The 18,230-nt window shown below is 30.3% G+C and carries 17 protein-coding genes; 7 read left to right on the top strand and 10 right to left on the bottom strand.

The window, feature by feature from the left end:
* Positions 1-52 precede the first annotated feature (52 nt).
* Both LBP67_08955 and LBP67_08960 read left to right on the top strand, forming a co-directional pair.
* Positions 53-922: a hypothetical protein gene (locus tag LBP67_08955; protein MDR2085105.1), complete on the top strand. Its 870-nt coding sequence runs from the start codon at positions 53-55 to the stop codon at positions 920-922.
* 65 nt (positions 923-987) lie between these two features.
* Positions 988-1,503: a DUF2781 domain-containing protein gene (locus LBP67_08960; GenBank protein MDR2085106.1), complete on the top strand. Its 516-nt coding sequence runs from the start codon at positions 988-990 to the stop codon at positions 1,501-1,503.
* A 54-nt stretch (positions 1,504-1,557) separates the two neighbouring features.
* Here LBP67_08960 and LBP67_08965 read toward each other — a convergent pair whose 3' ends face one another.
* The 4 genes from LBP67_08965 to LBP67_08980 all read right to left on the bottom strand — a co-directional run bounded on the left by LBP67_08965 (position 1,558) and on the right by LBP67_08980 (position 6,261).
* A complete protein-coding gene (locus tag LBP67_08965) occupies positions 1,558-1,746 on the bottom strand; it encodes a hypothetical protein (protein MDR2085107.1) in 189 nt (62 codons plus the stop codon).
* Positions 1,747-1,952: 206 nt separating this feature from the next.
* Positions 1,953-2,369 (bottom strand): hypothetical protein, encoded by a 417-nt coding sequence (locus tag LBP67_08970; protein ID MDR2085108.1) that lies wholly within the window; start codon positions 2,367-2,369, stop codon positions 1,953-1,955.
* A 323-nt stretch (positions 2,370-2,692) separates the two neighbouring features.
* Positions 2,693-3,358: a ComF family protein gene (locus LBP67_08975; protein MDR2085109.1), complete on the bottom strand. Its 666-nt coding sequence runs from the start codon at positions 3,356-3,358 to the stop codon at positions 2,693-2,695.
* A gap of 170 nt (positions 3,359-3,528) precedes the next feature.
* Complete coding sequence (locus LBP67_08980) at positions 3,529-6,261, bottom strand: LPS-assembly protein LptD (protein ID MDR2085110.1); 2,733 nt, start codon at positions 6,259-6,261, stop codon at positions 3,529-3,531.
* Between the two features lie 245 nt (positions 6,262-6,506).
* Here LBP67_08980 and LBP67_08985 point away from each other — a divergent pair, with 245 nt between their 5' ends.
* A complete protein-coding gene (locus LBP67_08985) occupies positions 6,507-7,673 on the top strand; it encodes an N-acetylmuramoyl-L-alanine amidase (GenBank protein MDR2085111.1) in 1,167 nt (388 codons plus the stop codon).
* On the opposite strand, the gene LBP67_08990 is transcribed toward LBP67_08985, so the two are convergent.
* From LBP67_08990 to LBP67_09000, 3 genes are read right to left on the bottom strand one after another with little or no spacing between them, the layout of a single operon-like run.
* On the bottom strand, positions 7,674-8,669 hold the full coding sequence (locus LBP67_08990) for a HipA domain-containing protein (GenBank protein MDR2085112.1): 996 nt from the start codon (positions 8,667-8,669) through the stop codon (positions 7,674-7,676).
* Between the two features lie 37 nt (positions 8,670-8,706).
* Entirely contained in the window at positions 8,707-9,030 is a 324-nt protein-coding gene (locus LBP67_08995) for a HipA N-terminal domain-containing protein (protein MDR2085113.1), read from the bottom strand.
* Between the two features lies 1 nt (position 9,031).
* Complete coding sequence (locus LBP67_09000; GenBank protein ID MDR2085114.1) at positions 9,032-9,235, bottom strand: helix-turn-helix domain-containing protein; 204 nt, start codon at positions 9,233-9,235, stop codon at positions 9,032-9,034.
* Positions 9,236-9,410: 175 nt separating this feature from the next.
* Here LBP67_09000 and aspS point away from each other — a divergent pair, with 175 nt between their 5' ends.
* Positions 9,411-11,180 (top strand): aspartate--tRNA ligase, encoded by a 1,770-nt coding sequence (gene aspS, locus LBP67_09005; GenBank protein ID MDR2085115.1) that lies wholly within the window; start codon positions 9,411-9,413, stop codon positions 11,178-11,180.
* Positions 11,181-11,187: 7 nt separating this feature from the next.
* On the opposite strand, the gene recO is transcribed toward aspS, so the two are convergent.
* From recO to folB, 3 genes are all read right to left on the bottom strand, one after another.
* A complete protein-coding gene (gene recO / locus LBP67_09010) occupies positions 11,188-11,937 on the bottom strand; it encodes a DNA repair protein RecO (protein ID MDR2085116.1) in 750 nt (249 codons plus the stop codon).
* Positions 11,938-14,274: a hypothetical protein gene (locus tag LBP67_09015; GenBank protein ID MDR2085117.1), complete on the bottom strand. Its 2,337-nt coding sequence runs from the start codon at positions 14,272-14,274 to the stop codon at positions 11,938-11,940.
* 65 nt (positions 14,275-14,339) lie between these two features.
* Positions 14,340-14,699, bottom strand: a complete 360-nt coding sequence (folB, locus tag LBP67_09020) for a dihydroneopterin aldolase (protein ID MDR2085118.1) — start codon at positions 14,697-14,699, stop codon at positions 14,340-14,342.
* A 63-nt stretch (positions 14,700-14,762) separates the two neighbouring features.
* On the opposite strand from folB, the gene LBP67_09025 reads away from it, so the two are divergent.
* The 3 genes from LBP67_09025 to LBP67_09035 are packed head-to-tail and all read left to right on the top strand — an operon-like array spanning position 14,763 to position 18,156.
* On the top strand, positions 14,763-16,313 hold the full coding sequence (locus LBP67_09025) for a TrkH family potassium uptake protein (GenBank protein ID MDR2085119.1): 1,551 nt from the start codon (positions 14,763-14,765) through the stop codon (positions 16,311-16,313).
* Positions 16,314-16,318: 5 nt separating this feature from the next.
* Positions 16,319-17,254, top strand: a complete 936-nt coding sequence (locus LBP67_09030; GenBank protein MDR2085120.1) for a diacylglycerol kinase family lipid kinase — start codon at positions 16,319-16,321, stop codon at positions 17,252-17,254.
* 29 nt (positions 17,255-17,283) lie between these two features.
* Complete coding sequence (locus LBP67_09035) at positions 17,284-18,156, top strand: permease-like cell division protein FtsX (GenBank protein MDR2085121.1); 873 nt, start codon at positions 17,284-17,286, stop codon at positions 18,154-18,156.
* The last annotated feature ends 74 nt before the right edge of the window (positions 18,157-18,230 follow it).

Raw genomic sequence — 18,230 nt, forward strand, 5'->3', positions numbered from 1 at the left:
ATATAAATTAATAACCGAAGTACCTAATTGGGATATAACAGGGTAAAAGATTATGCGAAAAATATCAGTTATTGTTCTTACACTCATTATGATAATTTCTTTCTCCTCCTGTGAAAAAGAAGGAATTTACAATCCTAAAAGAAAAATCAGTAAAATTTATGTCGAAGCAAAAACAATAGAAAAATATTTGGTTGAAGAGTGGAGTTGGGATGATAATAAATTAGTAAAAATTGAATTTCCGAATAGAGTTAATCCTGAGGATGACAGTTATCAACTTTTTGAGTATGACGGGAATTTAATTTCAACAGTAACAAACTCAGATGGAACAAAAATTATTTTTACATATTCAGGTAAAGAATTGACAAATGTGAAATATACTTTTGGAGATGAAATATTAGAGGACTATGAAATTATACATAGTAAAAATAAAATTTCGAAAATAATTATCACAAGAAATTATGATTATTTAAGGAATTATGATATTAAATTTTCTCCTTTGTATTTTCTGTTCCCAAGGCATATAGCTGATGTTATGCAAAATAAAAGAATGGAAGATAGTTCTTTAAAGAGTATTTCGGAATTTTCGAAAGTTACTACTATCACTCTGACATGGGATGGTAATAATCCGCAAAAAATAACGGAAGAAAGCATGGAATATTTTGGACAATATTTTCTTTATCTTGAATTTAATTATGATAAAAATTATTCTCCATTTTCCGGCTTTTTCTTGGACGAATTTTACGGTCTTTCAAAAAACAATTGTACATACATTAAAAGCACAAACTCAGCAAATGAAAATGTTTTTGAAACCTATAATGAATATACTTTCACTTCCGGCAGTAAATTTCCGATAGAATGTTACCAACATTACAGCATGAACAATTCTATCTATATTAGAACATTTTATGAGTATTTAGATTAATATGTAAAAATCATATAAACACTTTTCTATTTTCATTTCAAATATTATTATTAAAAAAACCGATTATGACAAAATCAAATAGTCTTAGCACTAATTTACGATTAAAAGAACGCCCCATTGATATCTTTTTTATTATTATTTTTTCCATTTTTGCTATTACATCCTGTATTGCAGATATGTTACCAACAATTGGTGTAAATTTTAATGAAGAATCATCTAATTTTATTGTTAATGCTAATCATTGGTATGCTGAAGGAACAGACCCTTTGTTTCAAAATCCTCCGGTTTGGATGAGAATCGTTACTGGATTATCTTCCTTTGTTTATATGCCTTTTTACATAATCTTGGTAATAGCATTAATAAAAGGATGGAATAAAATACAATTACCGTCGGTGATTTATGCCACAATGATTGCTACAATTACCGGGGTAATTGTTTTTGGTGTTGAATTCTTTGGTGAACCAGAATGGAGAACACCAAATCCTGTGAAGTTTCTGTCTTTTAATCTTCCCTATGTTCTTATTCCGATTTTACTTTTAATAAGAATGAGAAAACCTTTACCCTTTACAAGGAAGTTTTAAACAATAGATAATTGATGATGTTTTTTGAGTTATATTTCTCGATAATATCTATCATTATATCAAGAAGATAAACTTTTTATTGGAGAACTCTATTCCGATTGTTTTTCTAAGAATTGTTTTCAGAGGGTTCCATAAATTAATTCCGAAGTTTCGACTTTGGTTATTTTTGATTACTAAACTTAGGAATGCTGTTGAGAGATTCTCCAGTAAAGATGTTTTTTCAACGGATGCTTTGTTTCTCATGTTTTTTATTTGCAGAACTGATAGAAATTTCTCACACTCAATCTTAGAAACAAATGGACAACTTAAAAGCATACTCTTCTTAACTACGTTTTTTACATACTAATTCTTAATTAACTTTTGTAATATTATTTTTTATTGTAATGCTCAAAAACAAAAAAGGTTGTCCCAAAAAGACAACCTTTTTATATAAGTTAAAAAATTTTAATTTATTTTGAACTTAATTTATATTCAGAGGAAATTGTTTTTTCATCTTGACTTGAACTTTTCGAAGATGTACTGATAAAAGTGTCATTATCAATAGTAATTATATTATCTTCTCCTTCTTTAATTTGGAATTTTGAAACAGTATAATATCTATCAGAATAAGTTTGGTTTATAAAAAATTTGAAGGAAATTTGAATTTTTTCTACACCGTCAACTTCGAAAGATTGAGAAGAGGACCCTGCCCCAATAGTTCCGATATTTTCTTGATGTACAACATCATTTCCGGAATAACCAAAACAAATTACTTCAGACAATTGATAATCAGTGCTATTTTTAACAGCAACTGTAGTGGTTTTTGTGCAACTACAAAAAACAATAGTTAAAACCAACAATAAAGAGAATTTTGTAAAAATTTTCATGATAATAAAGAATTAAATTAGTAAATAATGATATTTTTTGCAAAATTAAATAAAAAATTTCAATAATATACAAGAAAAGGTTTTTAATTTTAATTAAGAATCGTCTGATATTATTGTTATGCTAATAGTAAATACACTTTGTTACAAAATTCTTATTTAAATAAGAATATGGATAATCTTTTTTCCGTTCTTCTTCTTCCGATTTTATTTTAATAAGAAAAAACCAATTACCCTTTACGAGGAAGTTTTATTAGATATAATTTAATTATAAATTTGTTTTGAATTCCGTTTCATGCTTTTGATATTTGAATATTTTTAAATTTTCATTTCACAAATCCCAAAGTAAATACACTAACCTTTACATTGTATTTTAGAAGTTTGGAAATACAGGACTCCAGAGTTGCACCGGTTGTTAAAACATCATCAACAATTAGAATGTGCTTATTATCTATTTCTTTCTGATTTACAACTACGAATTTATCTTTGATATTTAAGTATCTACTATATTTGTCTTTTTTTGTCTGTGTTTCTGTTTGTTTAGGCTTAATTAAACATTTTGTTAATACGGGTTTAGATAATTCTTGTGCCAATCCGTTAGAAATCACTTCACTTTGATTATAACCTCTCGTTTTTAATTTTTCCGGATGTAAAGGAACAGGAATAATAATATCAATGTCCGAATAAAAAGATCTTAATTCTTTTCCGGCTATTTTCCCTAAATAAAAGCCTATTTCATGCTTCCCTTTATATTTTAAATAATGAAGTATTGATTGGGAACTACTATGTTTACTAAAATAAATAAATGACGTTGCTTTCACAACAAAAACCCTTCCGTAAAATATTTGTTCTATGATATTATTAGATGTATTATGCAGATTTGTCACCGGCAAATTAAACTTACAATAATCACAAAGCAAATATTCATGTTCATATAAAGGTTTTTTGCATCCGTAACAAATCTTTGGGAAAAATAAATCTAATAAACCCATACAATTTTATTCTTAATCATTATGATATAAGAAATGTCTTTGTTTTTTTAGAAAAATTATAACAAGAAGTGAGACAATGTAAAAAAGTAAAATATAAAGTGTGTGCGGAAGTAGAAGAAGTAGAAGAGCAAATTAAACAGGATAATACTCTGATTTATTGAGATTAAGTGTTAATAATTTCTATAATCTTCACTTTTCATTTCGTATTTCAAAGAGTTCAACATTGAAGATTTTACATTAATTGTAAAACTCCAGCTTTTTTGTCCCCCGAATGGTATCCAATTGAAACTCATTTCCCAACAATGCAAATCACGATATATGGATAATTTTGCATAAGTCAACTCTAATGCTTTAAGATCATAAGTTAAATTATAACTTATTTTCCACTTGGGAGTTATATTAACGTTTCCTGTACAACTTATTGCATTTACTAATGTTGTTTGTTTTTCATATTCACCGTTCACCATAATATTTCTAATCTCATACCTAAAGTTGTAATTTAAAGAAATACTCCAGGGGTTATCCCAATCAATATATTCAAATGAATTATAAAAAATTGGGTCAATTTCGGGCGGACTATCATTTTGCTGCTGAATAGAGTTGTTATTTTTCTTTTTAAAAGTATTTTGATTTAAAGTATAAGAGAAACCTAAGTTCCAAGATTGTGAAGGAGGAGCAAACAATCTCTTTTCGGTTTTCCAAATAAATTCATTTATAGTAACCCCATCTTCGTTAACTTTATATGGACTTAACTGTGTGGAATAGCTGATATTTAATCCCTTAATAATGGATGTTCTTCCGGAAATAGTCAAAGGAGCAAGTCTTAAAGAATCTTTTGCAAAATCATAATATGTAGAAATAGTGAGATTTTCGATCAGTTTAATTTTTTTTGTTCCTGTTATTGTGTCGTTTTTAGATCTGACTTTTATTTCTAAATTATTTCCCAAAGCAAAATTTATTCTTCCTGAGGTACCGTCACTTGGAGATCCATACAAAGAAGAAAAAGAACTAACATTATAAATAGAATATTTTACCGAATCACCGTTTTTATCTTCATAATAATCGTAATTACCCCAAAAAGGAGTTCCAAAATCCGGAGTATATGTAAACGAAATACTTGGTGTAAATACATGCCTGACCGCTCTTAAGAAACCTTTCTTAAATTGAACCATACCATACAAAGTTGTACCTATTGAAGTACTAAAATTAAAATCACGGGCTGCTTTAAACTTATATAATTCTTCAACAATTAACTGAGGAGGAATGGCTTCTCCATCAACATATACCGTATCTTGTTGATAATAAGCATTAGCATATTTTGAATACCATCTTTCATTATAATTTGCAGAAACAGAGAAATTCAACACTTTGAGAATATTGGTATTGAAACTTGCATTTAAAGTGTGCTTAATACCGTTTTTCATCTTATCAAGAATCGGTTCGGTTAATAGTAAAGTATCTATAGAAGTTATTTCATTTTTTCCTGCCATAGAATAATTAAAACTTATTTTTTCATACCAGCGGGTATTTCCTACTTGGACTTTTCTTTTGAACGGATATAACTTTGCCACTGAAAGAGAAAACTCAGGTAGAGTAAATGTCATTGACCGTGTTTTTGTATTTTGTGAATGCCCGAGGTTTATTGCAAGATTTACCTTGTTTTTTAGAAAAGAAGTTTGATAGGCAATACTCGACTTAAAAGTGCTTGATAAATAGTCGGTTGTTGTTGCGGGATTATATTTATTATAAGAACTAGTAAAGAAATTAACATCGGCACTAAAGTTATTATTTGGACGTGCTTTAGCATCTTGATTATGTTTCCAAGTGATTTTAAAATCGTTTCGAGAAGTAAAATCTTTGGTTCCCTTAATTCCCAATTTATTATTAGCATAACTGAAACTAAAGTTACCTTTATATTTATATCGTTTATTATAATTAATTGAAGGTTTGATAGCCCAACTTCCGCGAGAATATATATCTCCAACTAACTTTAAGTCGATACGATCATTAATATACCAATAATATCCGCCGTTTTCCAGAAAAAATCCTCTATCGGCCGAATTACCGTATCCGGGAACAACAATACCTGATGTTCCTCCTTCAATAATCGGAAATATAGCAAAAGGTAAGCCCAAAGGAGTAGGAATACCTTCGATTTCAAGATAAGTTAAGCCCGAAACAATTTTATCGTCCGGAATTACTTTTCCTTTGTTAAACTTAAATTGAAAATGAGGATGTTCCTGATCGCAAGTTGTATATCCTCCGTGTCTGATCAACGTAATATCATCTTCAAGCAGTTTTACCTGCTCACCATGTAGAAAACCGTCTCCTTGTTGAGTTATAATATTTGTTACATATCCTTTTCCCGTATCAAAATTATATTTAATAGTTTCGGCAATAAACTCTTGGTCGCCATCCTTGAACTTCGGTTTTTGAACTAATTTTCCTTCATCATCATAATATCCGCGAGTAAAGAGAGTCATTTCATTCATATCAATTTCAGCATAACCGGATTCGATATGCAGATTTCCGTAGTCAATAACAAAATTATTATAATAATAAATCTTTTTGTTTATTAAATCGTTTACCATGGAATCTGAAGATTGATTCTTAATAATGTTTTCTAAAAACGATTTTTTCTTGTTCTGTTTAATAATTTTATTTACATCGTCTTGAGCATTTGATAAAAATGAGGAATCTGGAATACTAAAAGCAGAGTTGGGATACGTTATTAATGTGTCTATTTTATTGTTATTTACATCAAAAATAGAGTCTAATAAATATTCTAAATCGTTAAAAGTTGAATCGGGATATAAAGATTTGTAATAAGAAATAGTATCAGGATGATATAATTTATATAAAGTTGAATCAATGTTTTGTGAGAGTATATGTTTAGAATTCAACGATATAAAAGATATCAACAAGTACAGGCTAATAAAAATAAAATTATATTTCAAATTTTTAATCAAAATTCAATTACTTTTAGACCTGAATTTTTTAATCAAAAAACCAAGTAGTTTTAACAGACAAAGGTACAAAATTTAGTTATGAAATCAACAAGCGAGGTAGATTTTCAGAGAATTAAGTTTTATTGTCTTTGATTGCATATGACAAACAAATATGTATAAACAAATTAATTTATTTTGATATGAAACGAGTTTTTTTGTCTTTTAGTCTTTTCTTTTTTATGTTTTTAATTGTAAAAACTGTTAATGCACAAACAAAAAGTGCTAAAGGTTTTTACATTAACACAGTAGTAATTGATGCTGGGCACGGCGGCAAAGATCCGGGAGCCGTAGCCGGAAAAGTTCAGGAGAAAGATATTACTCTCGCAATTGCAAAAAAACTCGGAAGCAAAATAAATAAAGCATTTCCTGACGTTAAAGTTATTTACACAAGAGATACTGATGTTTTTATTGAATTACACAGAAGAGCTTCAATAGCAAATAAAAATCATGCCGATCTTTTTATTTCAATTCACTGTAATGCGGCTAAAAATACAGATGCTTCAGGAACCGAAACATGGGTAATGGGTTTGCAGAAATCCAAAGATAATCTTGAGATTGTTAAGTTGGAAAATGAAGCTATTTTATTTGAGGAGGATTATGAAGAACATTATGAGGGATATGATCCGAATTTACCGGAGAATAATATTATTTTTTCTTTATACCAAAACGTACATCTTGACCAAAGTTTGAATTTATCTTCAAAGATTCAGAATTATTTTGTCACAAATAATCGAAAGAACAGAGGAGTAAAACAAGGTCCTTTCTTGGTTTTATATAAAGTTGCCATGCCAAGTATTCTTACTGAAATCGGATTTATTAGTAATGCTTCCGACAGAGCATATATAAACAGTGCGAAAGGACAGGAAGAAATCAGTGAATGTCTTTTTCAATCATTTTCAGAATATAAAAAAGATGTAGAAAATTCTAATAATAGAGTAAAACCGGCTACTACACAAACTGTTGAAGAAAAGGTCGAAACAACTCCAATTATTGAAAAGAATAATACAGAGACTGCCAAGCCGAATAAAAAAGATGAAAGTAAAAAAACCGATAACAAATCTTCCGCTAACAATAAAACTGTTTATAAAGTTCAATTCTTAACAAGCGCTTCAAAGATAAACACAAAAGCTTCGGAATATTTTAAACTGAAAAATATTCAATATTATGAACATGACGGGAAATATAAATACACGGCGGGTTTATTTGAAACAGAAGAAGAGGCGAGAGCATATAAGCAGGAAATAGCTAAATATGGCTTTAAAGATGCTTTTGTTGTTACTTTTAAGGAAGGTAAAAGAATAAAATGATTATAAGCCGGACTTGAAACGTTTAGTCCGTTGTTCATAAACATCAATATATTTTTTCTTCATTCCTTTATCAAGAAAAGATCTGCTTACAAGATCATAAACCTCATGTTTGAGTTGAAGAAATTCGGTATTTATTTTCTCTATCATTATATCGGGTGCTTCAATCATTTTGCCGAAAGTAATAAAATCATTTACACAGGGGTGTCCTTTCCATTTATATGTTTTGGAATAAAAAGTCTTCTGAAATAATCCTCCTTCCAAAGCAAAATCATTGATATTATTGTGTATGGCAGTATTTATCAGATCATAAGCAGGAGTTAAAATATAATCACCATCAGTTGTTTGATAAATAGAAAAATTTTTAAGATGAGCATCTCCGTTACCAAAGATATAATTAAAAATTACTAATTTGTAAAATTTATAAAGTTCTATCTGCCAGGCAGCACAATAAGTTTTAAATAATGCTCCCAAACCTGCGTAGGTACCGATATATCTGTAATTATGTCCATTTGTTTCAAAGCTCCTGTTTGTTAAACTTGCAAAATCTTCTTGTTTTATTTTTTCTCCATTTTCGCAAAAATCAAAACGTTTAGTAATGTAAGCAGAATTACCGTTAGGTAAAAAAACTAAAGCGTTTTCCGCTGTATTTATTTTGTAAACCTGTCGGGCAATTTGCATTGTTAAGTGTTCGTTTGCAGTCAATTGCGACAGATTATTAAAAGATAATTTAGTTGGTGCAAATTTTATAATGTATTTTCCTCGGGCACCGTTTTCAGCAGGCACTATTTTGCCTTTTTCAATGTTTACAGTAATTTTCTTTTGATTTCCCGGAATAGAAATACTACATATATTTTCGTTAATATTATTCAAAAAACCTGAATCCAATATATGATTAACATTTTTATTGTCGAATAATCTTCTTATGGCTGTGTAACTATACGAATTATATCCGGGAGCAAGTGTTGAGGGGCAGTTATTTATTTCTATATGTTTCATATTTTATGTCTAAATGATCTTTTAGAACTATTATTTATTAAACAATTTCTTCCAGTCTAATTGCTCCGATAGTATCATATTTTGCAGTAGCCAATAGAAGATCAAAATATTCACTTTTGAGTATTTTTAGTTTTTGAATTTGAATGTCATTATTTTTACCTTCGGAGAGCATATTAAAAAAGAAAGGAAAAAGAGTATCGGAAAAATATTCCTGTTGTTTTTTTGATAAATTTAAACTGATAGACTGAGCATCTTCATCCAGAAAGTATTCATCATCATATTTGAAAACATAACTATTATCATCAAGTTTGGTAAGAAATCCGGCCAATCTGTGGTTTATATATACTTTTGCTGACCTCATGTTATTGCACAATTTTCTTTATTTCGATTTTTACTTCCATACCCAAAGCTTCAACCAATTTTTCCAGAGTATTCAATGATGGGTTTGCCTTTCCCGATTCGATTAATCTGATAGTTCTTAATCCTAATCCGGTAATGTCTGCCAATTCACTTTGACTGACTTTTAATACATCGCGCCTCTCTTTTATTAATTCGTGTATTTTCATTTGTTTGTTTTCTTCTAAAAATTAAATATGAAATAAAAAATCTTAATTATTATTTGAAATATTATAAAAAACGTAAGTTTTATGCAATATATTGCATTTACTTAAAAGTAAAAATCTTAACTCTTAACCCTTAATTATTAATTAAAAACATTACTTTTGCAAAAATTTTTGAAATATGTATAGAACTCATACTTGTGGTGAACTTCGTATAAGTAATGTAAAAGAAACAGTAACACTTTGCGGTTGGGTAAAAAAAGTTCGTAAACTTGGAGGAATGACTTTCGTAGATTTACGTGATCGGTATGGAATAACCCAGTTAGCTTTTAATCTTGAAACTCAATCGGAACTTTTTGATGTTGTTGATAATCTCGGAAGGGAATACGTCATTAAAATTACCGGAATTGTTGCGGAAAGAACCAATAAAAATCCAAACATACCTACAGGTGATATTGAAATAAATGTTTCGAAAATAGAAGTTCTTAATAAATCTAAAACACCTCCTTTTACAATAGAAGATGTTACTGATGGCGGAGAAGAATTAAGAATGAAATACAGATATCTTGATATTCGCAGAGATCCTGTGAGAAGAAATCTGGAAATAAGGCATCAACTTGCTATTGAAACAAGAAAGTTTCTGAGTGAAAAAGATTTTTTGGAGGTAGAAACCCCAGTATTAATAAAATCTACTCCTGAAGGTGCTCGCGATTTTGTAGTTCCTTCAAGAATGAATGCGGGACAATTCTACGCACTTCCTCAATCTCCGCAAAGTTTTAAACAATTACTTATGGTTGCCGGTATTGATCGGTATTTCCAAATTGTAAAATGTTTTAGAGATGAGGATTTACGTGCAGACAGACAACCTGAATTTACTCAAATTGATTGCGAAATGTCTTTTGTTCAGCAAGACGATGTCCTGAATGTTTTCGAAGAAATGATTAAATACCTTTTTAAAATGGTAAAAGGCATTTCTTTGGATTTTAGTTTTCCTAAAATGCCTTATGAAATTGCAATGAAATTTTATGGTTCTGATAAACCGGATGTTCGCTTTGATATGAAGTTTACTGATTTAACATCAATAGCTAAAAATAGAGAATTTATTGTATTTAATAATGCCGAAGTTGTTCTTGCAATTGTTGCCAAGTCTTGCGCAGAATATTCGAGGAAAGAATTAGACAGCTTGACCGAATTTGTGAAAAGACCGCAGATTGGTGCGAAAGGTTTAGTTTATGTAAAATATAATGAAGACGGTACTTTTAAATCATCTATTGATAAATTTTATACAGAGGAAGATTTTAAAAAATGGGCTGAAGAATGTAATGCACAACCCGGTGATTTAATATTGATCTTAAGCGGTGATTTAACTCACACGCGTAAAGCTTTGTGTGAGTTGAGGTTAGAAATGGGAGAAAGATTGGGTTTACGTAACCCCGATATTTTTGCTCCGTTGTGGGTTGTAGATTTTCCTTTATTGGAATGGGATGAAGAAACTCAAAGATATTATGCCATGCATCATCCGTTTACATCTCCTAAACAAGAAGATGCCGATAAACTTGAAAGTGAACCCGGAAAGGTTAGAGCTAATGCCTACGATCTTGTTATGAATGGAGTGGAGTTAGGCGGCGGCTCAATTAGAATTCATGATAGAGAATTGCAAAATAAAATGTTTAAGATTCTTGGATTTACAGATGAAGAAGCTCAAAAACAATTCGGATTTTTAATGGGAGCTTTTGAATACGGTGCACCGCCTCATGGAGGTATTGCTTTCGGTTTCGATAGATTATGTGCAATGTTCGGAGGACAAGAATCGATACGTGATTTTATTGCATTCCCGAAAAACAACAAAGGTAGGGATCTTATGGCAGATTCTCCTTCGGAAATATCCAAAGAACAATTGAATGAGTTAGGGTTGATAATAAATCAAACAATAATAAATTCAGATAAATAACCGTTCCTTATACTTCAAAAACTTTTCTAAGAATAACAATAGATTTTATATCCTTGAAGTTCGGGATATGATATCTGTAATATAATTGGAGATAATTAAGTATATTTCTTCTTATTTCATTGGAATCACAGCCAATAATTCTATCATTAAGCTTTTGTTCGGTTGCTCCTTTGATAATATTTACATATTTTGGCGGAATATATAAATCATGTTCCGGTGTAGATTCTGTAAGTATTCCTTCAGGAATATTAAAAACCGAAGAACGAGATAAATTATCGAAGTTCATAGCTAATCCGAGATATTTTAAAAGCTGAATTGTAAAAACTACGTGAAAGTCGGGAGAAATTAATTTACAATTATCCATTTCCATTAAAGCAGAAAAGATATAATCATATAATTCCTTAGATTGACTTTCATCCTTAACACATTTGTTAACAAGTTCATTAATAAATAAATAAACACAACTTTTATTAATATCATGACTAAAAGTCATATAAAAAGCATAAACATAATCTATTTTAACATCAATAACATTATAGAACTCAGAATTTTTATGTTTTTTTAATTCAAGATTAAGAATAGATAACTCTTTAAAGTATATGAGTTTGTTTTTTGCTGTTTTTGTTCTTATACCTTTTATCAAACATGGTATTACACCATGATGGGGCGTAAATACTCTGGCGATACAACTTGTTTCCGAATATGGAAAAGTTTTTAAAACAATTCCTTGTGTCTTTATATAAGGAGAAATAGACATTTATCTAACAATCAAAATTTTGGTTGAAGCTTTTTCTTGTCCTTGATTGTCAATAACAAAAACGACATAAACTCCGGAAGCGGCTTTTTTACCTGAAGGAGCATAACCGTTCCATACAACTTGCCCGCCATTTGAAATATCTGAAAAGACTATTTTACCGGAAGAGTCGGTGATTTTCACGTAAGAATTTTCCTTTAATCCTTTTACTGCAATAGGACCATCATAACTGGGACGAACCGGATTGGGATAAGCATATATTGAATCTAAATCGTCAGTTGGTTCGGATGAATTGCCTTTAAAAGAACATAAACCATTATCTGTTGAGAAAAATATTTCTCCAGAAGAGTTAATTTCAATATTAGTAATAGAGTTGGATAATAAGGAAGAATTCTCTTTTGTGAAATGAGCTAATTCGGTTTTCCCGTCTTCACTTGTATAATATACTCCCGATGAAGAAGTTCCAAACCATTTGTTGTTACCGAAATCAACACAAATTGCTGTAACAGTTTCACTTTCAAGGAGAGGACGTATGTCCTCATCAGTTTCGACTAATATTTGGCTGGCATCAAAATTTTCTCCTGAAAATATTTTTTCAGGATAGTGAAATACAGCAACACCTTTATCGGTACCAATCCAAACTTTTCCGTTATTATCGCAAGTGATAGCATAAACTGATTGTCCCGGTATTGCTCCATTACCTATTGCGGTAGTAAGTATTTTTGAGTGATCATCTCCGGCGTATTCCGGTGTACCATTATCATTAACAACATATATTGCTCCGGCGGTGCGGGTTTTTAACCATTTTTGTCCATGTTGATCTATTGTAATTTTTGATACTTCAATACTACTGAAATTTGAGCCTAATCCTATATTACCCCAAGTTCCGTCTGCCATTAAAACGTGAAGAGATTTACTGCTTACACAATTAGTTACCCATAAATTATTTTTGTTATCAAATTTTACTCCGCCAACACGCACTGCTGCGGGATTTTGTAAAACAGTAGGAGCCTCTAAAGGACTATTATTACCATTATATACATTAACAACCTCATTATTTAGAATTTCAACAAGACCTGTCCCATAGCTCGCTAAAAAATAATGATTCTCGTTTCTAGGGTCAACAGCTAAATCCACAATATCAGAATGATTATTAAGAGCAGGAATAGTAGACCTGCTGATGGTTGTCCACTCATTTGAATTGAAAATGCTGAAAGTAGGTTGTCTATATAAAGGTACCCATGAAGCATTGATGGCTCCGGAAAGGGCAAATATTTTATTGTTATGTGAAACAAGATTAAATATACTGGCAACCTTCGGGCCGGAAGGAATAATTGAAACACCATCCCATCCTTCATAATAATATACTAATCCGGAATTGATGTCTGCAACCCAAAAAGTTCCATTGTTATCTATAATAGTTTGATTTGGACGAGGAGTAACTTTTCCGTCATATTGCCAAGAGGTTAATAGTCTATTAAAAGATGTATCATATGTAGCAGATGAGGAGTAATAATTTAGAATTAATTTGTTTTGGAAAACATCCATATTATATATGGTTAATGAACTTTCGTAAAAATAATCCCATCCGTTTCCATTATTATATAATAAAGTATCTGTCCCGTAAACTCCATTAGAAACATTTATTAATAAGCAATTTGCAAACGTTTCAATATGATTGACAGATTTATTTGATGTAGGATAATCTATAATATGTTCCCAATTATCATAATAAGACAAATTAATACTGGGATCGTTTTTTGCCCAAAAAATACCATCTTCCGAAGAAGCAACAAAAAGACTTTCTTTTTCCCAGTATGTGAAATCGCGTACATCCATATATTGTCCGTTTTCACCGATAAAATATGTATCAGCAATTTCATATTTATCTACATCAACAACAACGATACCGAAACCACAACTTAAATATGCGTATTTGTCATGAAAATAAATATTATTTATAGTTTTCTTTCCGATAATATTACTTCTATAAATATCGGAAATATTGATTGTTCGGCCATTTTTTATTATGTCAATATTAGAATTGCTGTATGCAATAAAAAGTAAATCATAAGTGTGATTATATTTAATACAAGAAATTCCAACATCCGATAAACTATTAATTTTAGAAAAAATATTTATGACACCGTTTTCGGTATTATAAGAAAAGATTCCATATTGTGACGCGGCATAAATAAGTCCTTTTTCATCTGCAGCAACAGATATTAAATTATTATAAGGAAAATGGCTCCGCCAATCGCCGATACTAAAATCTTCATCTTGACTGAAAACAAAGACACAATTTAAAAGCAATAAAGCTGACAGTAAAAATTTTTTCATTGGTTTATTATGTGATTATTAATTATAACTCTAAAAGATCTGAAAATATTATTGAATCAGGTAAATTATTTGTAAGACAACATAATTGAGGCAGAATGAATTTCTCCGGAAATAGGGGGTGATAATTTTTGAATAGTAATAGTAGAATTATTTAATTGAGGAAAATGATAATGAATAGTATTTAATATCTTTCTTCCTAAATGTTCAATAAGATTTACAGGAGTGGAAAATTCTTGCACAATTATATCATATACAGTAGAATAGTCTATAGTATCATGAATATAATCACTCTTTTCGGCTTTTGCTGTATTTAAAGATAAAGAGATGTCAATTAGATATTTTGATCCGATTTTTTTTTCCTCTGGTAAACAACCATGATATCCCCATAATTGAATGCCGTTTAATGAAATAGTACTATTTGCCATATTGGTAATATTATTATAATTTGCAAAAATACTTTTTTTATACAAAAAATAAAAATTTTATGTATGTTTGCCATTTCGGAAAATTTAGCCGGAAGGTTTTTTATCAGAATGAAAATAAGACAATTAAACTTTCGTTTTGTAGCTAAAATAATCAGTTATCTGATTATTCTGGAAGGAATTTTTATGGCCGTATCTTTAATATTCTCTTTTGTTTACGGCTCCCGAAAAATTGGATGGAATACTTTATTCATAAAAGAATATGACGCTCTTGCAATAATATTATCATCATTAATTACATTTTTATTCGGCCTAACACTTTTAATTAAATTTAAAAAAGCTAATGTACATCAAATAGGAAAAAGAGAGGCATACTTGACGGTTGTCTTATGTTGGCTTACACTTTCTCTTTTCGGAACATTACCATATATTTTTACAGGAATTTTACCTTCATTTACCGATGCTTTTTTTGAATCCATGTCGGGTTTCACAGGAACAGGTTTTACTATTATTAATGATGTGGAAGCTTTACCTAAAGGAATAGTTTTATGGAGAGGATTTACTAATTGGCTCGGCGGTATGGGAATAGTATTAATGACTTTGGCTTTTATTCCGACTGTGGGTGGAAAAGGCGGATTACTTTTTGCTGCCGAAACGTCAAGTGACGTACACGATAAAGTACATCCAAGAATAGCTGTTACGGCAAAACGTTTATGGTTGATTTATTTCGGATTGACTATTACTTGCTCCTTATTACTGATTTTAGGTAAAATGAGTGTATTGGATTCTGTTTGCACGGCTTTAGGTACTGTCTCTACAGGAGGTTTCTCCAATCTGAACGCAAGTCTTACATATCAAACTCCTTATGTGCATTACGTGGTAATAGTTTTTATGATAGTTTCCGCAACAAACTTTAATCTTCATTACTTGTTTTTAAGATTTCAATGGAAGAAGGTTTTCAGAAATGAAGAGTTCAGAGTATATTTAATAATGATTTGTGTCTGCACCTTTATTATGGCAATTGTTTTATTTTTTAATAAAAGTTGTAATTATAACTCAGAGGTAGCTTTTCGACAATCATTGTTCCATGTAACATCAATGATTACAACAACCGGTTATGCAATTTCGGATTTTTCTATTTGGCCGGCCAATACATGGATAATTTTATTTTTGCTTACTTTTATGGGAGGTTGTGCGGGTTCTACATCCGGAGGTATAAAAATTTACAGGCATGTAATAATGTTTAAAAACTGCAAGATGGAACTCAGAAGATTAATTCATCCGCAGGCAATTATTCCGGCCAGATACAACGGTAATATAGTTTCTCAGAATACGATCAATAATATTTTGGTATTTTTCTATTTCTTTATTTTTATTTCATTTGCCTCCAGTGTTTTGATATGTTTGACGGGAGTTGATTTTAAATCGTCAATGAGTTTAACAGTCAGTTGTCTCGGTAATACAGGTTGTGGCGTAGGCTCTCTTGCAGGTCCCGGCAGTAATCTCAGTGAAGTAAATGGTTTTATCAAGTGGCTCATGTCTTTTCTTATGATTATCGGACGTCTTGAGATTTTTACAGTTTTCGTAATATTAAGTAAATCTTTTTGGAAAAAATAAATGATATGTCGGAATGGCTTATAATTGTTAATCCTAATTCGGGAAAAAGAAAAGGCGAAAAAGATTGGTCGCTAATTTCTAAAAAGTTGGTTGATAAAGGATTTTATTTCAGAGCCATTTTCACTCAACATAAAAATCATGCGATTCAACTTACTAAAACATACATAAAAAAGGGTTTTAGAAAGTTTATAGTTGTTGGTGGCGACGGCACTCTTAATGAAGTGGTAAACGGAATAATGACGCAAAATATTTGTAAATCGACAGATGTTATTATCGGTATAATTCCCGTAGGTACCGGAAACGATTGGTGTAAAACTTATGGTATTGAACACGATTATGATAGCGCAATTGATGTAATAAGTAAAGAAAATATTTTGTTACAGGATGTTGGAAAAGTAAATTATTATGAAGATAATCTCTTTGTAAATAGATTTATTGTAAATTCGGCCGGAGTAGGTTTTGAAGCCCTTGTAGTAAAAGCAACAAACCAGCAAAAAGAAGCGGGTAAAAGAAATCCTGTTTTATATTTATATAATGTATTGAAATATTTTTCTTCATATAATGGAAGAAAAGTAATTTTGGATATTGACGGAAGAGTTGAGAAAAAAGATCTTTATCTCTGTAGCATCGGTATTTGTAAGTATAAGGGAAACGGGATGAAACTTCTTCCTTATGCAATTCCCGATGACGGACTTTTTGATGTAACTCTTATCAATAATGCACCGATAAGAAAACTAATGAAATATATTTTCAAAATTATTAAAGGTGAAATGGACCAGGTAAAATTTGCGGAAACTCTTAGATGTAAAAAGATTTCTGTAAATTCCGATTCCGAAAAATTAATTATGGAAGTTGATGGAGAATCTCTCGGTAATAATCCGTATTCTTTCGAAATAATTCCTTTGGCTATAAATGTTATAATAAATAATAAATCTTGGTAATTTTTTTATCTTTGCAAAAATAATTTTTAATGAATCAGGAAGAAAAATTTAATAAACGTCGATTAAGATCTTCTTATGCAAATGTTGTTATAAGTATCAGCTTAATGTTGTATCTATGCGGCGTTTTGATGTTTTTTGTTTTCAATACCAATAAAATTATTGATAGATTAAGAGAAAGTATAGGAATTACTGTTATTTTGAAAGATAATATTAAAGATTCCGACCTCCATGTTTTTATCAAACAGTTATATTTGAAACCTTATGCAAAGCATATTACTTACACGTCCAAAGAAGATGCCGCGCAAGAAATGGCTGAAGATTTAGGCGAAAGTTTTGTGGATTTTATAGGATATAATCCGTTACCTTCCAGTTTCGAATTGCAGGTTTTTTCGGAATATTCCAATAGCGACAGCCTTTCCGTTATTCATAACGAACTTATCAAAGAAAAATTTATTGATTCTGTTTCTGCTCAATATGATATGATCGATAACCTTAATAAAACAAAAACAAGGCTGAGCGCTCTTCTCTTGTTTCTCATGGCTATTCTTCTTCTCATAATCATAATTATCATCAATAATACAATTAAACTGTCGATTTATTCAAACCGACACTTAATAAAAACAATGCAAATGATAGGGGCAACCTGTTCTTTTATAAGACGGCCATATCTTTCCCGAAGTATTGTACAAGGAATGATAGGGGCAACAATAAGTGTTATACTTATGTCTGTCACAATCTTTCTTCTCGCAAGATATTATCCTGATCTTGAAGTGTTGTTAAGCATTTCTCAATTAATATTGATTATCTTGGCTACTTATATCTTCGGAATTTGTGTTTCGTTCTTCACATCCCTTTTTGCCGTTAATAAATATTTGAATATCAGAACAAAAATATTATATTAAAATGAAATCAACATGGAGAACTCACCTAAACTAATAGAAAAATCTGTGTGGTTTTATAATACGTATTGAAGTTT

The sequence above is a fragment of the Bacteroidales bacterium genome (assembly GCA_031276035.1).
In the GTDB taxonomy this organism is placed as follows: Bacteria; Bacteroidota; Bacteroidia; order Bacteroidales; family BM520; genus RGIG7150.

Coding starts and splice junctions, on each gene's coding strand:
- LBP67_08975 (MDR2085109.1), bottom strand. CDS start 3,358: ATGGGTTTATTAGATTTATTTTTCCCAAAGATTTGTTACGGATGCAAA.
- LBP67_08970 (MDR2085108.1), bottom strand. CDS start 2,369: ATGAAAATTTTTACAAAATTCTCTTTATTGTTGGTTTTAACTATTGTT.
- aspS (MDR2085115.1), top strand. CDS start 9,411: ATGTATAGAACTCATACTTGTGGTGAACTTCGTATAAGTAATGTAAAA.
- LBP67_08990 (MDR2085112.1), bottom strand. CDS start 8,669: ATGAAACATATAGAAATAAATAACTGCCCCTCAACACTTGCTCCCGGA.
- LBP67_08995 (MDR2085113.1), bottom strand. CDS start 9,030: ATGAGGTCAGCAAAAGTATATATAAACCACAGATTGGCCGGATTTCTT.
- LBP67_09025 (MDR2085119.1), top strand. CDS start 14,763: ATGTTTGCCATTTCGGAAAATTTAGCCGGAAGGTTTTTTATCAGAATG.
- LBP67_08965 (MDR2085107.1), bottom strand. CDS start 1,746: ATGAGAAACAAAGCATCCGTTGAAAAAACATCTTTACTGGAGAATCTC.
- recO (MDR2085116.1), bottom strand. CDS start 11,937: ATGTCTATTTCTCCTTATATAAAGACACAAGGAATTGTTTTAAAAACT.
- LBP67_09000 (MDR2085114.1), bottom strand. CDS start 9,235: ATGAAAATACACGAATTAATAAAAGAGAGGCGCGATGTATTAAAAGTC.
- LBP67_08985 (MDR2085111.1), top strand. CDS start 6,507: ATGAAACGAGTTTTTTTGTCTTTTAGTCTTTTCTTTTTTATGTTTTTA.
- LBP67_09030 (MDR2085120.1), top strand. CDS start 16,319: ATGTCGGAATGGCTTATAATTGTTAATCCTAATTCGGGAAAAAGAAAA.
- LBP67_09035 (MDR2085121.1), top strand. CDS start 17,284: ATGAATCAGGAAGAAAAATTTAATAAACGTCGATTAAGATCTTCTTAT.
- LBP67_09015 (MDR2085117.1), bottom strand. CDS start 14,274: ATGAAAAAATTTTTACTGTCAGCTTTATTGCTTTTAAATTGTGTCTTT.
- folB (MDR2085118.1), bottom strand. CDS start 14,699: ATGGCAAATAGTACTATTTCATTAAACGGCATTCAATTATGGGGATAT.
- LBP67_08960 (MDR2085106.1), top strand. CDS start 988: ATGACAAAATCAAATAGTCTTAGCACTAATTTACGATTAAAAGAACGC.
- LBP67_08955 (MDR2085105.1), top strand. CDS start 53: ATGCGAAAAATATCAGTTATTGTTCTTACACTCATTATGATAATTTCT.